This is a genomic window from Gilliamella sp. G0441 (assembly GCF_050589305.1).
Lineage (GTDB): Bacteria > Pseudomonadota > Gammaproteobacteria > Enterobacterales > Orbaceae > Gilliamella.
On the sequence record NZ_JBNRJF010000013.1, the window covers coordinates 25,418 to 41,176 of the forward strand.

General features: G+C 34.1%; 14 protein-coding genes. 10 read left to right on the top strand and 4 right to left on the bottom strand.

Annotated features, from left to right (window positions below; translation table 11 throughout):
- The first annotated feature begins 318 nt into the window (after window positions 1-318).
- From proS to ACKJXD_RS10340, 3 genes are all read left to right on the top strand, one after another.
- A complete protein-coding gene (proS, locus tag ACKJXD_RS10330) occupies window positions 319-2,040 on the top strand; it encodes a proline--tRNA ligase (RefSeq protein WP_430876253.1) in 1,722 nt (573 codons plus the stop codon).
- 24 nt (window positions 2,041-2,064) lie between these two features.
- On the top strand, window positions 2,065-2,649 hold the full coding sequence (locus ACKJXD_RS10335; RefSeq protein WP_430876254.1) for a tyrosine-protein phosphatase: 585 nt from the start codon (window positions 2,065-2,067) through the stop codon (window positions 2,647-2,649).
- A 155-nt stretch (window positions 2,650-2,804) separates the two neighbouring features.
- Window positions 2,805-4,256: a beta-barrel assembly-enhancing protease gene (locus ACKJXD_RS10340; protein ID WP_220215923.1), complete on the top strand. Its 1,452-nt coding sequence runs from the start codon at window positions 2,805-2,807 to the stop codon at window positions 4,254-4,256.
- An 80-nt stretch (window positions 4,257-4,336) separates the two neighbouring features.
- Here the strand turns inward: ACKJXD_RS10340 and ACKJXD_RS10345 are convergent, their stop codons facing one another.
- Both ACKJXD_RS10345 and rluC read right to left on the bottom strand, forming a co-directional pair.
- Window positions 4,337-4,993, bottom strand: coding sequence for a histidine phosphatase family protein (locus ACKJXD_RS10345; protein ID WP_220215924.1), 657 nt, complete (start codon window positions 4,991-4,993; stop codon window positions 4,337-4,339).
- A gap of 36 nt (window positions 4,994-5,029) precedes the next feature.
- Complete coding sequence (gene rluC / locus ACKJXD_RS10350) at window positions 5,030-6,001, bottom strand: 23S rRNA pseudouridine(955/2504/2580) synthase RluC (RefSeq protein ID WP_220215925.1); 972 nt, start codon at window positions 5,999-6,001, stop codon at window positions 5,030-5,032.
- A gap of 697 nt (window positions 6,002-6,698) precedes the next feature.
- Here rluC and dsbB point away from each other — a divergent pair.
- The 4 genes from dsbB (at window position 6,699) to rapZ (ending at window position 9,582) form a co-directional block, all read left to right on the top strand.
- The gene (gene dsbB / locus ACKJXD_RS10355) at window positions 6,699-7,229 is read left to right on the top strand and encodes a disulfide bond formation protein DsbB (protein ID WP_220215926.1); all 531 of its coding nucleotides are present in this window, start codon (window positions 6,699-6,701) and stop codon (window positions 7,227-7,229) included.
- A gap of 77 nt (window positions 7,230-7,306) precedes the next feature.
- Window positions 7,307-7,963, top strand: a complete 657-nt coding sequence (gene rluA, locus ACKJXD_RS10360) for a bifunctional tRNA pseudouridine(32) synthase/23S rRNA pseudouridine(746) synthase RluA (protein ID WP_430876255.1) — start codon at window positions 7,307-7,309, stop codon at window positions 7,961-7,963.
- Between the two features lie 76 nt (window positions 7,964-8,039).
- Entirely contained in the window at window positions 8,040-8,636 is a 597-nt protein-coding gene (locus ACKJXD_RS10365) for an XTP/dITP diphosphatase (protein WP_430876256.1), read from the top strand.
- 97 nt (window positions 8,637-8,733) lie between these two features.
- Window positions 8,734-9,582 carry an RNase adapter RapZ gene (gene rapZ, locus ACKJXD_RS10370; protein WP_430876257.1) on the top strand — a complete coding sequence of 283 codons (849 nt, stop codon included), beginning with the start codon at window positions 8,734-8,736 and terminating at the stop codon, window positions 9,580-9,582.
- Here the strand turns inward: rapZ and ACKJXD_RS10375 are convergent, their stop codons facing one another.
- Window positions 9,583-10,404 carry a divergent polysaccharide deacetylase family protein gene (locus ACKJXD_RS10375; protein WP_430876258.1) on the bottom strand — a complete coding sequence of 274 codons (822 nt, stop codon included), beginning with the start codon at window positions 10,402-10,404 and terminating at the stop codon, window positions 9,583-9,585.
- On the bottom strand, window positions 10,401-11,609 hold the full coding sequence (gene envC / locus ACKJXD_RS10380) for a murein hydrolase activator EnvC (protein WP_430876259.1): 1,209 nt from the start codon (window positions 11,607-11,609) through the stop codon (window positions 10,401-10,403). The genes ACKJXD_RS10375 and envC overlap by 4 nt, the downstream gene beginning before the upstream one ends.
- Before the next feature lie 212 nt (window positions 11,610-11,821).
- Here envC and glyQ point away from each other — a divergent pair, with 212 nt between their 5' ends.
- From glyQ to ACKJXD_RS10395, 3 genes are all read left to right on the top strand, one after another.
- Window positions 11,822-12,757, top strand: coding sequence for a glycine--tRNA ligase subunit alpha (gene glyQ / locus ACKJXD_RS10385; protein ID WP_220215932.1), 936 nt, complete (start codon window positions 11,822-11,824; stop codon window positions 12,755-12,757).
- Window positions 12,758-12,765: 8 nt separating this feature from the next.
- Window positions 12,766-14,838, top strand: a complete 2,073-nt coding sequence (gene glyS, locus ACKJXD_RS10390) for a glycine--tRNA ligase subunit beta (RefSeq protein WP_430876267.1) — start codon at window positions 12,766-12,768, stop codon at window positions 14,836-14,838.
- Window positions 14,839-14,899: 61 nt separating this feature from the next.
- Complete coding sequence (locus ACKJXD_RS10395; protein ID WP_430876260.1) at window positions 14,900-15,742, top strand: hypothetical protein; 843 nt, start codon at window positions 14,900-14,902, stop codon at window positions 15,740-15,742.
- Window positions 15,743-15,759: the final 17 nt, after the last annotated feature.

A 15,759-nucleotide genomic window follows, 5' to 3' on the forward strand; every position in this document is an offset into this window, starting at 1 on the left:
ATACGGTTAACGTCGATTAAAGTAAGAATAACAATTTGATCAAAGATAATGGCTATATTATGGCGTTAACCATGGCATAATCAAGTATAGAATCAAGCTTTCAATTTAAATCGTAAAAAATTTTGCCAAACGAAGATATGCACCTGAGTCAGGTTATTAATTTTCATTTTATCTCTGTTTATTTGCTTAAATTTATAAATAATTTTTGTCGATTACAACAATTACGCATAAAATTACTTTAGTGTTACGCGACGGACTGCTAAACTAGCTCACATTTTAGTATATTCATTAGTACATTATTTTTTTCAGGATAAATTTATGCGAACCAGTAAATATCTTCTTTCTACATTAAAAGAGACTCCAGCAGATGCTGAAGTGATAAGCCATCAATTAATGTTACGTGCCGGCATGATCCGTAAAGTTGCCGCAGGATTATATACTTGGCTGCCCACTGGTTATCGTGTACTTAAAAAAGTTGAAAATATTGTTCGGGAAGAGATGAACAAAGCAGGAGCAATTGAAGTGTTAATGCCTGTTGTGCAACCTGCTGATATTTGGCAAGAGAGTGGCCGTTGGGAACAATATGGTCCGGAATTATTACGTATCAAAGACCGGGGAGATCGTGATTTTGTATTAGGTCCAACCCATGAAGAAGTGATCACTGACTTACTACGCAATGAAGTGAGTTCTTACAAACAGTTACCGCTTAATGTTTATCAAATTCAAACCAAATTTCGTGACGAAGTCCGCCCTCGATTTGGTGTAATGCGTTCTCGTGAATTTATTATGAAAGATGCATATTCGTTTCATACTTCACAAGAATCTTTACAAGAAACCTATGATGATATGTATAAAGCCTACAGTGCAGTGTTTACTCGTGCAGGCTTAAATTTCAGAGCGGTACGAGCTGATACGGGCTCTATTGGCGGCAACTGGTCGCATGAGTTCCAAGTATTAGCCGACAGTGGTGAAGATGATATTGTCTTTTCAACTGAATCTGATTACGCCGCTAATATTGAGATGGCACAGGCATTAGCACCTACGCAAAGCCGATCTGCACCAACTAAGGCGATGGAACTGGTTAATACACCTAATGCCAAAACGATTGATGAATTAGTTGCACAATTTAATTTACCCATTGAAAAAACAGTTAAAACACTCATGGTTAAGGCGACTAAAGAGAGTGGGCACCAACTGGTGGCTTTATTAGTCCGTGGTGATCATACGTTGAACGAAATCAAAGCGGAAAAAATTGATATTGTGGCATCACCGCTTGAATTTGCAACTGAAGATGAAATTCGTGCGATAGTGAATGCAGGGCCAGGCTCATTAGGACCGGTAAACCTTAATATGCCAATCATCATTGACCGAGATGTCGCAGTGATGAGTGATTTTAGTGCTGGTGCCAACATTGATCATAAACATTACTTTAACATCAATTGGGAAAGAGATGTCGCTTTACCTCGTATTGAAGATATTCGTAATGTGGTTGAAGGCGATATTAGCCCTGATGGTAAAGGAACGTTACAGATTAAACGTGGTATTGAAGTAGGACATATTTTCCAATTAGGCACCAAATACTCTCAAGCGATGAAAGCCACTGTTCAGGGGGAAGATGGTCAAAACCATGTCATGATTATGGGCTGTTATGGTATTGGGGTTAGCCGAATTGTTGCCGCTGCAATTGAACAATGCCATGATGATCGAGGGATTATTTGGCCTGACGCAATTGCGCCTTTTACTGTTGCCATAATTCCAATGAATATGCATAAATCTGAAAAAGTACAAGCCACTGCTGAAAAGCTTTATGCAGATCTACAATCAGCAGGTATTGAAGTACTCTTTGATGATCGTAAAGAGCGACCGGGTGTGATGTTTGCTGATGCCGAACTCATTGGTATTCCGCATACTTTTGTCATCGGTGAACGCAATCTTGAAAATGGTGAAGTCGAATATAAACACCGTGCTGGTGGTGAAAAAACGCTAGTAAAAATCGATGAATTGATGACATTTATTAAAGAACGTCTTCAAATTGTTTAAATAAACATGTTCAGATAATTAGTTATGCAAAATACAACACAACAGTTAAAAATGGGTCATAACCGTATTACAACGATTGTGATAAGTCTACTACTGCTGTGTTGTATGAGTCTAAATCTCATTGGCTGTCAATCTAAGCCTAATTCTGAATATCCATTACCAGATAATTTTCATCAAGTGTCTAACGATATCTTTCGCTCAGAACAACCTTCAATAACTGAATTTAAATATCTTGATAAACTTGGCTTCAAAACCATTATAAATTTACGGCTATTTCACAGCGATCGAGAGTTAGTCGAAAATACACAGATGTCAGAAGTTTGGATTCGAATGCGTGCAGGTGATATTACTGATGAGAAAATGATCCAAGTAATGAAAGCAATTCATACCTCCCCTAAACCAATATTAATCCATTGTTGGCAAGGCAGTGATCGTACCGGTGTCACTATTGCTATGTACCGTTTGGTTTTTGAAAATTGGACTAAATCTCAAGCAATTAATGAGTTAATGCAAGCTGAATTCGGTCATCACTACAATGTTTATCCCAATATCAAAAAATATCTTGAAACGGTTGATATCGAAAAAATTCGCTCTGCCGTATTTCAATAGCTAATTATAATTTAAGATCAAATTTTACATCGCATAAAATCATGTTATTGACATTTAATTTATATAATAAGTAATCGAAAATACAAAGTGATATTGTCTTTTTTTTCAGCTAAAATAATTGTTAATCGATTTTGTTATCCCTATGGAATAAAATAATGTTAAAAAAAACAATCGCATTTTTATTATCGACATCATTATTATTGCAAAATGCATCATTCGTTTATGCGGATAACATTAGCTTACCTGATATTGGTACAGCTGCTGTGTCCACGTTAACTATAGGTCAAGAATTGGAAATGGGTGATTATTATATGCGAATGTTACGCGCAGATGCCCCTATTCTAGACGATCCAGTTTTAAACCAATATATCAATGATTTAGGTTATAAATTAGTTTCAAAAGCAGATTCGGTACAAACTCCTTTTCATTTTTATATTATGCGAAGCGATGTTCTTAATGCTTTTGCTTTTTTTGGTGGAAATGTTGTCGTTCACTCTAAATTAATACTAGATACGGACAATGAAAGTCAACTTGCTTCAGTTATGGCTCATGAAATCGGTCACGTTACACAAAGACATTTAGCCCGTTCAATGGAAGCTCAAAACCGAAATAGTCCCTATGTTTGGGGGGCAACTTTAGGTTCTATACTATTAACTTTAGCAAGCCCAGAAGCAGGTATGGCAGCAATGACCAGTACAATAGCCGGTTCTGCACAAAGTATGATTAGCTTTACTCAAAGTAATGAACAAGAGGCAGATCGGGTTGGTCTCAGAACATTGGTAAAAGCAGGATTCGATCCTTATGCATCTTCAGAATTTTTGCAAAAACTTGCTGACGAAACACGTTTTAGCAGCAAGCCTCCTGAAATTTTATTGACACACCCATTACCAAATAGTCGTTTAACTGATATTCGCAATCGTTCACTACAGTATAGTAAAAAAAATATCAAATCTTCTCTTAGTTACTATCTTGCTAAGGCACGATTAGCTATTTTATTTGGTAAAAATGGAAATACTGCAAAACTGTTAGTCGAAGATTATAAAAAATTAAATAATGAATCGAGTAACATAGCTTTAGTCTATTGCGCTGCTCTTTCCAAATATAAAACAGGAAATTATAAAGAGGCCAAACAGCAACTTGAACCTTTATTAAATAACGATCCTAGTAATATTTGGTTTATCGATTTAATGACAGATATAGATTTAGAACTCAATAATAGTAGTGTGGCAATTACTCGCTTACAAAATGCATTAAAAAAATCCCCTAACAGTACCACGTTACAGTTAAATCTAGCCGCTGCATATATAAAGAATAGAAATTATCAACAAGCTGTTAGCTTGCTTCATCGATACACTCATGATCATAACGATGATAAAAATGGTTGGGAAGAGCTGATTAAAGCTTATGGCGGTTTAAAATCAGTAGTACAACAAATGAGTGCACGAGCTGAGCAAATTGCTTTAGATGGTAAATTTCAAGAAGCCATCAACCTACTTGAAAGTACTAAAAACAAAGCAAAAGGCGACCAAATAATGACCGCTAAGATTAATGCACGGATTAATCAATTAAAACAACTACAAAAGCGTTATAGTGTTTATAAAAGATAGAATATTTTAATGATTTCTGACTAATGTTATTATCTACATTAGTCAGATTAGCTTAGTTTAGTTTAAGCTCTTATTTCAACTCACGCTAAATGATCAACATTATTGAAAAATTTGACTGTAAATTCCCCTTTTGATTGATTATCGTTTTGTTTATAATTTACTAAACTAATACTCGTATTTAACATTCTAGGGAAGTAATCTTCATTTCGATGTAAACGCCAATCTCCACCGTTTAAAACACAAAGCAAAATTCTTAAAACCGTTCCATGTGAAACAACTAAAATATTACCAGTATCTTGCTTTGTATTTTCGATAATTGTGTTTAATGCCCGCTCCATACGTGCTAAAACTTGTTGGTAATTTTCACCTTTATTCACTGATGCATCAAAATTAGCAGGATCGGTGAGATAAGTGTTAAATTCAGGAAACGTTTTTTTCAATGTTGGCACGTGTTTCCCTTCCCAAATACCAAAATCCATTTCACATAGATCCTGAAGTTCAGCAGTTGGAATAAGATTTACATTTTCATTAATTATATAGTCTCGAGTTTCCATTGCACGCTGTTGGTTACTCGAATAAGCCTGTATAAAAGGAACATTTTTAAGATAATTTCCTGTTACCTTTGCACCCAAAATTCCTTCTTCGGTTAAGGGAGAATTTTGTGATCCTTGCATTTGATCTTTAATATTCCATTCCGTTTGACCGTGTCTAATTAAATATAAATTGATATCTTTCATTGGTGCTAACTACCTTATTTATTTTTTAAATTATGCTTATTTAAATTTATCTTTTCTAAGTTGAGTTAAACAAGCTTGCAATGTGGCATCCATTGGGGCTTGTAATAACATTTCTTGCTGAGTTTTAGGATGAATAAATTTAACACTCGCCGCATGTAAAAATAGACGGTTAAGTGCAGTATGTGATAATAATGCATCAAATTGACGATCACCATAACGATCATCAAAAGCAATCGGATGATTAGCATATTGGGTATGAATCCGAATTTGATGGGTTCGGCCTGTCACCGGACTGGCTTTTATCAAAGTGGCAAACTCAAATCGTTCTTCAACTTTAAAACGCGTTTCTGAAGGTTTCCCTTCTTTATCAACTTTCACAACGCGTTCACCACTTTTAAGCACATTTTTCAGCAATGGTGCTTGAATCACTTTACAGTCAGAAGACCAATTACCTTTCACTAATGCCAAATAGTTTTTTTGCATCTGCTTAAGACGAAGCTGTTCATGCAACGCTTTTAATGCAGAGCGTTTTTTAGCAATTAGCAGCACCCCTGATGTTTCACGATCGATTCGATGCACTAACTCTAAAAATTTTGCTTCAGGTCTTAATGCTCGTAATCCTTCAATCACACCAAAACTTAAGCCACTGCCACCATGCACAGCAATTCCCGAAGGTTTATTGATAGCTAAAATTACCTCATCTTCATAAATAATTGCCTTCTCTAATTCAGCCACTTTATTTAATTTTGTTGAGATTTCGGGTGTGGCTTTTTCAGCAACTCGAATTGGAGGAATGCGAACTTCATCGCCAATATTTAATTTGTACTCTGGTTTAATACGTTTTTTATTTACCCGCACTTCACCTTTGCGTAATATACGATAGATCATGCTTTTTGGTACACCTTTCAAATAGGTGACTAAAAAGTTATCAATACGTTGAGTCGCATTTTCTTCAGATATCGTCACAAAAGTAACATTCAATTTTTTTTGAGGGGAGTTTGTGTGCATGTTAGTTATAACTCTTCTATAATTACTTCCCAATAATAATCTAAACTTTCATAATTATTATTTAATCTATTCATTTTTTTCAAAATCATTAAAATAACTTGCTCTATCATTATCATCATTTTTCTATTTAGAAATAATTCTTTATAATGAATAGTAATAGAAACTGAACAATTCAATATTTAATATCATGTTTTTATCATTTGAAGGAAAATATAAACAAACTTACTTAGTTGTAATATTATATTATCTTTCAAATTTCACTATTACCAGAAATTAATTAATTATTATTCAAATGATTAGTTGTCTTTGTGAATTTAATTTAAAATTTAGTAAACCTATATTAAATAGTATTTCTGGCGCTTCACTATTTAATTTATTTTTTAAATCACTGTTATGTTTTTTTTTAATAAAATTACCTTTATAAAATAATTTAATTTGCTAAAGTTGATGTTTGATTCTTCTTTATCAGAAATTAGGAGGATAAATTCGTTTTCCTAATCTATTTGAAAAATAAGTGATTCTTTATCCTTTTCAGTTTTTTTCGTGTCTTTTTTAAATCTGGATAATCATAACTATGAGTAAAAGTCGTTTACATTAATCTTAAATAATCTACACTATTCTTAATGATAAAGAGATGGTTTTTTTCGTTATATTAAAAGATAATCAATTATAACGGATTCTTAAGGAATAAAATAGTATGTTATCACTGCTTAATCAATATTCACGTGGAAGATTTGCTTGGTTTTTACTGTTTCTTTCAACCGTTATTTTTGAATTAACAGCACTTCATTTCCAATATAATTTAGGTCTTGCACCCTGCACTTTATGTATTTACCAACGTTGCGCGATTTTTGGCATAATGTTAGGAAGTATTATTGGATTTCTGGCTCCACGCAAAACCTCTTTTCGCTTAGTTGGCATTTTCGTTTGGCTTATTAGCGCACTTCAAGGGTTCCAGTTAGCTAAATTCCATGCACACCTACAATTCGAACCTAGTTTTGGAGATACTTGTTCAATTAAAGCTGAATTTCCATCATGGCTACCTTTAGATACTTGGTTACCAGAGGTATTTAATGCTTATGGTTCTTGTTCAGAAAAAATTTGGTCTTTTTTAACGATTGAAATGTCACAATGGATGATCATTATTTTTGCGTGTTATCTTATTGTTGGGCTTATAATATTGTTTATACAGCTATTTACACCTAAAGAATCAACATGGCATAAGTAAGCTATTTATAGAACTGGCACTTTTTGTTGAGTTTGTTAGAATATGTGGCAATTTTAGTTATTAATTGTCATATTTAAATGCTTTTGGAATATCATCCCCCTACTGATCCTTGGCTGTCAATTTTATATCAAGATGATCATATCGTTGTTGTCAACAAACAACCGGGAATCTTATCGGTTTCTGGTAATAAACCACAATTTATTGATAGTATCATTCATCGTTTGCAGCAAAAATTTAGTTATGTTGAATCGGTACATCGTTTAGATATGGCAACCAGTGGCATTATGGTTGCTGCATTATCTAAACTTGCCGATCGAGAAATTAAAAAACAATTTCGAGAACGTATTCCTAAAAAAACCTATATAGCGGTTGTACATGGGCATGTTGAGCAAGACAACGGATCCGTTGAATTACCACTGATTTGTGATTGGCCTAATCGACCTAGACAAATGGTAGATATGGAAAATGGCAAACATGCATTAACAGAGTATCAAGTTATTACAAGAAACCCCGATAATACAACTCGCATTAAATTATTCCCATTTACGGGGCGTTCTCACCAACTGCGTGTGCATATGCAAGCTATTGGTCATCCAATTTTAGGGGATAAATTTTATGCTCATCCTGAAGCATTCTCGATGTCAAAAAGATTACTATTGCATGCACAATTATTAACAATTAATCATCCTAAAACAGGTGAAAACATGACTTTTACTTGTGATCCTGAATTTTAATAAATGAATTTAACAACACTAAATTAAATTTAATAAATCAGATTGAATATTAAGCCAATAGGTTAAGGAACCTTTTATGCAAAAAATAGTTTTAGCAACCAATAATCAAGGCAAAGTCAATGAACTACAAAATTTGCTGGCTGATGCGGGTTTTGATATCGTTGCACAAAGTCAGTTTAATCTCCCTGATGCCGATGAAACAGGTTTAACATTTGTCGAAAATGCCATAATAAAAGCAAGATATGCCGCAAAATTAACGGGATTACCCGCCATAGCCGACGATTCAGGATTAGTTGTGGAGGCACTCAATGGTCAACCGGGTATCTATTCTGCACGCTATGCAGGTGAGCACGGAAATGATGAAAGTAATAATCAGAAATTACTTCAAGCATTACAACCCATTCCTAAAGAAAAACGTTCTGCTTATTTTTATTGTGCACTGGTTTTCATACAACATGAAAAAGATCCTACGCCCATTATCTGTTTAGGTAAATGGAATGGTTTAATCTTGAATGAACTAAAAGGTAAAGGTGGTTTTGGATATGATCCATTATTTTACATACCAGAATTAAATTGCACCGCAGCAGAACTAACTAAAGAACAGAAAAGCAACATTTCACACCGAGGACAAGCTCTTAAACAATTGATTAAAGAAATAAACGCGAAATATTAAAAAATATTTAGTTTATTGCGTTATTGTTTGTATTCTAAATTGCAAGTTTACGAAAACGTTATATACTTAATGCATCAATTATATTGGAGTTGATATTGTGATCCTACTAATAGTAAGTGGCCGCTCAGGTTCAGGAAAATCGATTGCATTACGAGCATTAGAAGACATGGGCTTTTATTGTGTCGATAATATTCCCGTTGCTTTATTACCACAATTAGCTGATTCACTTAAAAATAATAAAACCCCTGTTGCTGTTAGTATCGACATCCGAAATTTACCTATCAATTTTGATTTCGATAAAGATATATTTCAACGTTTACCGCATTCTGTTTCTCCAGAAATTCTTTTTTTTGATTGCAGCCGTAATACACTTATACGACGTTATAGTGAAACAAGACGCATTCACCCCTTAGCTAATCAACAGTTTTCGCTTGAAGAAGCCATCGATCTGGAAGAAAAGTATTTAGAACCGTTAAAATCCCATGCAAGTTTATTGATTAACACTGATAATCTTTCTGTGCATGAATTAACAGATATATTGAGATCACGTATTCTAGGTAAAAAAGAACGTGAATTAACCATGATTTTTGAATCATTTGGTTTTAAATATGGTTTACCGGTGGATGCAGATTTTGTCTTTGATGTTCGTTTTTTACCTAATCCTCATTGGGATGTAACTTTAAGACCGCTAACTGGATTAGATGAGTCAGTAAAAAACTATCTTTTAAAACATGATGAAGTGAGCAATTTTACGTATAAAACTGCGGAATATTTAGAAAATTGGTTACCATTGTTAGAAAAAAATAATCGCAGTTATTTAACTATTGCCATTGGTTGTACTGGAGGTCAACACCGTTCTGTATTTATTGCAGAGCAATTAGCTGAGTTTTTTCGAGCTAAAAATAAACAAGTTCAAACTCGTCATCGCACTTTAGAAAAAAGATAATTATTCTTGCAAGATATAAAAATAGTATATCTCATAAAATAATCGTTGATATTTTTCCAGAAGCTCTTTAAACGTTATTTGAGATCCTTCATGTAAAACTGTAGCGTTGACTAAATGACTAAGTTTCATAAGCTGTATATCATCAGGTAAATTCAGCAATTTTTTTCTTAATACATTAACTGTTTGAGGGTAAGGATGGCCTATTGCAATTGCAAATCCATTCTTTCGAGCAAGATAAATGGCTTGATCAAGTTGATGAGTAATTGCTTGTTCGTTTTGTTCATCATCTAAAAAAACATCACGCTCAACGACAGGAATGTTATACTTACTTGCTGCTCGTTTTACTTGTGTTTTGCTGATAGTCTTACTATCCAAGAAAAATAACGAATAATGGCTTAACACGTCCATAACCTGCTCCATGCCCTTTAAATCTGATGTCATCAAACTACCCATATGATTATTGACACCTATCGCATAAGGAACGTTTTTAACAGCATCATCAATTATTCGGCTGATTTGATCCTGATTCATACTTGGATATAAGGTATCTTTTTCTAATGGCTGTTTACCCAAGGGAGCCATTGGTAAATGAATAATTACATCATTACCATTTTGTTTAGCCAACGTAGCAATTCGTTTAGCATTCGGTGAATGCGGTAAAACCGCAACCGTTATATTGGGTGAAAAGGAAATAATCTGTTCTTCATTATGTTGACGATATCCAAAATCATCAATAACAATTACAAGATTTGATGCCCAAACCAATGGGCTATTAAGAACAAATAAACTGAAAATTATTAAAATAATAATACGACTAATCATTTCAACCATCCACTTGGGTCAAGGGCTTTACCATCCCGACGAATTTCAAAATAGAGCCCTGAAGTATTTTGTCCTCCACTTGAACCAACAATAGCAATGGGTTGCCCTGTTTGAATTTTATCTCCAACTTCGACTAAAACACGTTGATTATATCCATATAAACTCATGTCACCCTTACCATGTTCAAGTGCTACCACAAAACCATATCCTTGTAACCAACTCGCTAGCAATACCCTTCCATCTGTAATTGCTTTTACTTTGACGCCTTCTTTTGCATCTATGACTAAACCTTTCCAATATAACTCGCCTTGTAATGATTCACCAAATCGATGTTTAACATTACCATTTACAGGCCAATTGAATTGATGCTGTGGTTTGCCTATACCACTGACTCTTGCCATCAATGCTCGCTCATCAGAATTTAGCGTGTAATTAGCATTTTTCTGTTTTTCTTGAATATCCTTTGCTTGCCTTGCTTCCTCTTCAGCAATACGTTGGCTTTCTCTTTCTGCTTGAGCAATTTTCGCTTGTAACTTTGTTTCATTTTCGCGTAATTGTGCCAATTTTTGTTGATTTTGTTGCATTGACGATTCAAGCGAACTAATTGTTTTTTTACGATTTTGGTGATTTTTCTCAAGACCTACTTGTTCTTGTTTTTGTCTATCTTGTAATGCTTTTTTGGAAGATTTCTTTTTCAAAAGTGAAACTTTTTTTTCGGCAAGCTGTGATTGGGTATTTTTTAAATCATTGATTAATTCTTCTCTTGCTCGATTAATGTATCCGTAATAATTTATGATACGTTCATTACGTTCACTTTTTTCACCCAAGAAAACGAGTTCTAAACTGGATGTTTTACCTATTTTGAATACATTCACTAACTGTTTTGCTAACACATCACGTTGCTGTTGTTGTTTAAGATTAAGTTCCTCAATCTGTTTAATCAACTCGGTAATTTCTTGACTCAGTTTTTTTAAAGTTAAGTCGTTTTTTTCTATTGAAACCAGTAAGTTGGCAATTTCAGTTTCCTGATCTTTAAGTGCTTTGACTAACTCAATACGTTGTTTATTTTGTTGTGCTATACGATTTTCCTGTTCTTCAATAGAACGACGCACAGATTCAAGCCGCTGATTATCATCGGCATATGAAAACTTAACATTTATTAACGCAATAAAAATAATAACTATGATTTTTTGATAAATAGACATGGCGTTTTATTTTTGATTTATTACCAAGCAATAATGATAGTGTCACTATACCTACAAATGGGTAAAGATGCAAAATGTAAACTATATTAAGATAGTTAAATAACATAATTGGAAGATGAAATAATTAGGCTTTCACAAGTATCAATAAAAAGTATAAAATACAGCACTGTTTTAAAAATCGAAAAAATCAATTCAACCATAAAGACAACATCATGCAAAAGTTTAATGTCAAAACCTTTCAAGGTTTAATACTTACGTTACAAGATTACTGGGCTAATCAAGGTTGTACGGTGATTCAACCCTTAGATATGGAAGTGGGTGCTGGTACATCACATCCAATGACCTGTTTACGTGCGCTTGGACCTGAGCCAATTAATGCTGCTTATGTACAGCCTTCTCGTCGCCCTACTGATGGTCGTTATGGTGAAAATCCAAATAGGCTTCAACATTATTATCAATTCCAAGTTATTTTAAAACCTTCACCCGATAATATCCAAGAACTTTATTTAGGTTCATTAAAAGAGCTTGGTCTGGATCCAACAATCAATGATATTCGCTTTGTTGAAGACAATTGGGAAAACCCAACCTTAGGTGCTTGGGGGCTTGGCTGGGAAGTGTGGTTAAATGGCATGGAAGTAACCCAATTTACTTATTTTCAACAAGTCGGTGGACTTGAATGTAAGCCAGTAACAGGTGAAATAACGTATGGTTTGGAACGACTAGCCATGTATATTCAGGGCGTCGATAGTGTTTACGATTTGATTTGGAGTGATGGAGTATTCGGTAAAACGACCTATGGCGATGTTTTTCATCAAAACGAAGTTGAGCAATCAACTTATAATTTTGAATATGCGAATACTGACTTCTTATTTTACTGTTTTGAACAACATGAAAAGGAAGCAAAATTTTTGCTTGAGTTAGATAAGCCACTCCCTTTACCAGCTTATGAACGTATTTTAAAAGCTGCTCACTGTTTCAATTTACTTGATGCTCGTAAAGCCATTTCGGTTACTGAGCGACAACGCTATATATTACGTATCCGAACATTAACTAAAATGGTCGCCGAAGCTTATTATGCATCACGTGAAGCGCTCGGTTTCCCTATGTGCCAAAATTCACCTTCAAACGAAAGTGCATCATCTAAGTAGGAATATATATTATGCAAAAAACATTTTTAGTGGAAATTGGTACAGAAGAGTTACCACCAAAATCGCTCCGCACTTTGGCTGAAAGTTTTGCGGCTAATTTTATCGAACAACTGGATAATGCAAATTTAGAACACGGTGAAGTCCTTTGGTATGCATCACCAAGACGATTAGCGTTAAAAGTATTAAATCTGAATGATACTCAACCTGATAGTCAAATCGTTAAACGAGGCCCGGCAGTAAGTGCAGCATTCGATCAAGCAGGAAATCCAACAAAAGCCGCAGAAGGTTGGGCTCGTGGTTGTGGTATCACGGTTGATCAAGCAGAACGAATACAAACAGATAAAGGGGAATGGCTTTCTTATACACAAAATCAAAAAGGACAGCCGGTTGTCAATTTGTTATGTGATATGGTGAAAAATGCTTTAAACAAATTACCAATACCAAAACCAATGCGCTGGGCAGCCCGTCAAGTTGAATTTATTCGCCCAAGCCATACTGTGACGATGTTATATGGTGATGAACTGGTACCTGGTACTATTTTAGACATTGATTCCGCACGGGTGATCCGTGGACACCGTTTTATGGGTGAACAAGAGTTTACTATCGATAATGCCGATCAATATCCTGAAATTTTAGAACAACGCGGTAAAGTTATTGCTGATTATGATAAACGTAAATTAATCATCCAACAACAAGCAGAAGCTGCAGCGGCAAAACTCAATGGTAAAGCGGATTTAACAGACAGTTTATTAGAAGAAGTCTCTTCATTGGTTGAGTGGCCAGTTGTTTTGACAGCAAAATTTGAAGAACGATTTTTAGATGTCCCTGCTGAATCACTTGTTTATACCATGAAAGGCGATCAAAAATACTTCCCTGTTTATGATAAACAAGGAAAATTACTACCGAATTTTATTTTTGTTGCCAATATTGAGTCAAAAGATCCGCAAGTGGTCATTGCCGGTAATGAAAAAGTGGTTCGTCCACGTTTAGCCGATGCCGAATTTTTCTATAAAACAGATTTAAAACAGCGTTTAGAAGATCGCTTACCTCGCCTTGAAACAGTGTTATTTCAACAACAATTAGGTACAGTAAAAGATAAAGCATTACGTATAGAATCATTGGCAGGTTTCATTGCTGAGCAAATTGGTGCAGATGTAGCGCAAGCAAAACGTGCAGGAAAATTGACTAAATGCGATTTAGTCACGAACACTGTTTTCGAGTTTCCTGAAACGCAAGGGATTATGGGACGTTATTTAGCGCTTAAAGATGGTGAAAGTGTTGAAGTAGCTACCGCTATAGAAGAACAGTATAAACCTCGTTTTTCAGGTGATGAGTTACCAAGTACGCCTGTTTCAAGCGCTGTATCAATCGCTGAAAAAATGGATACTTTAGCCGGTATTTTTGGTATTGGACAACACCCTAAAGGCGACAAAGACCCCTTTGCGCTGCGACGTGCGGCTATTGGTGTTTTAAGAATCATTGTGGAAAAAAACTTACCTTTAGATCTTATTGCATTATCTGAATTTGCCACTTCACTATATGGTGATAAATTAAACAATCAAAATGTTGTAACCGATATTGTTAGTTTTATGCAAGGTCGTTTTCGTGCTTGGTATCAAGAACTTGGTTTCACCATTGATACTATTCAAGCCGTATTGGCTATTAATCCTACTAAACCAGCCGATTTTGATGCGCGTGTAAAAGCCGTAACACATTTTAGAACACTACCAGAAGCATCTTCATTAGCAGAAGCAAATAAACGGGTATCGAATATACTGTCTAAAGCGAACGTAGAAATTCCTGATACGATCAATGCTTCACTGCTTGAAGCTGGTGCAGAAGGAGAATTAGCAAAACAAATTGCAATCTTGTCAGATAAGTTAGCTCCATATTTCAACGAAGGTCGTTATCAAGATATTTTAGTTGAACTTGCAGCACTTAAAACACCAATTGATGCTTTTTTCGAGGTTGTGATGGTCATGGTTGAAGATGAAAAAGTAAAACTCAATCGTCTTGCTTTATTGAAAATTCTACAACAGTTATTTTTACGTGTTGCTGATATTTCAATTTTACAATCATAAAAGGATTTAACATTTTATATCGATTATGTTAATAACATAAGCCAACTATAAGGTATTTTTCATGGAATTAAAAACAAATTTAAGTTTCTTTTCTTTGTTAGAAGACACTACTACATTTATGCGAAATCGTTTAAAACAATTTCTAATTTTTTCAGTAGTATATACGCTATTTGCTATTTTAATGAGTTATTTTGTTACAAGCACATTATTTAATTTTGATGCTATATCTTTTCAGCCTAACCAAGTCAATGGTTCATTCTTCGTTGTTATTTTTTTAATGGTTAGCATTCAGATGGCAGCATTTTGTGCTGGCATTTCTAATTTTAATCTTGGACAAAAATTTGATTCAAAATTTTTTATTGAGAAATTTTTTTCTAACTTTATAAAAATTCTTCTGACATTTTTAGCTATGATTGTAATAACGATAATGGCTTCTATTATTATATCAATATTATCTCTTGTATTAAGCCTGATATTAAATAAACAATTAACTTTATTTTTAATAGCTCTTATATTTATAGTTTTATTTATCTTTTTGAGTATATTTATAATTTACTTTTGTACTACTCTTATCGATCCCAATCAACAAAAAAGTTGGTTTGAACAAATGAGTATAAGCTTTAAGTTAGTATTTAAAAATAAACTTATTACCATAATTGCTTTAATATCATATTTTGTTATTTTAGCTTTATCTTTATACCTATATAAAATCGCCACTACATCAATATTTTCATTCATAGTTATGACAGTATTAGGTATCATTTTCAGCATCTATTCTTGCTTCTTACAAATATTTTTGGTTAGCTTTTTCTATCGTATTTATTTTTTATCAGTTAATCAAAATGAGCAATTCACACCACAACAAAATGACAATCAAAATGGTAATAACGGTTTAATTGTTTAATATTACTTTTCCCTACC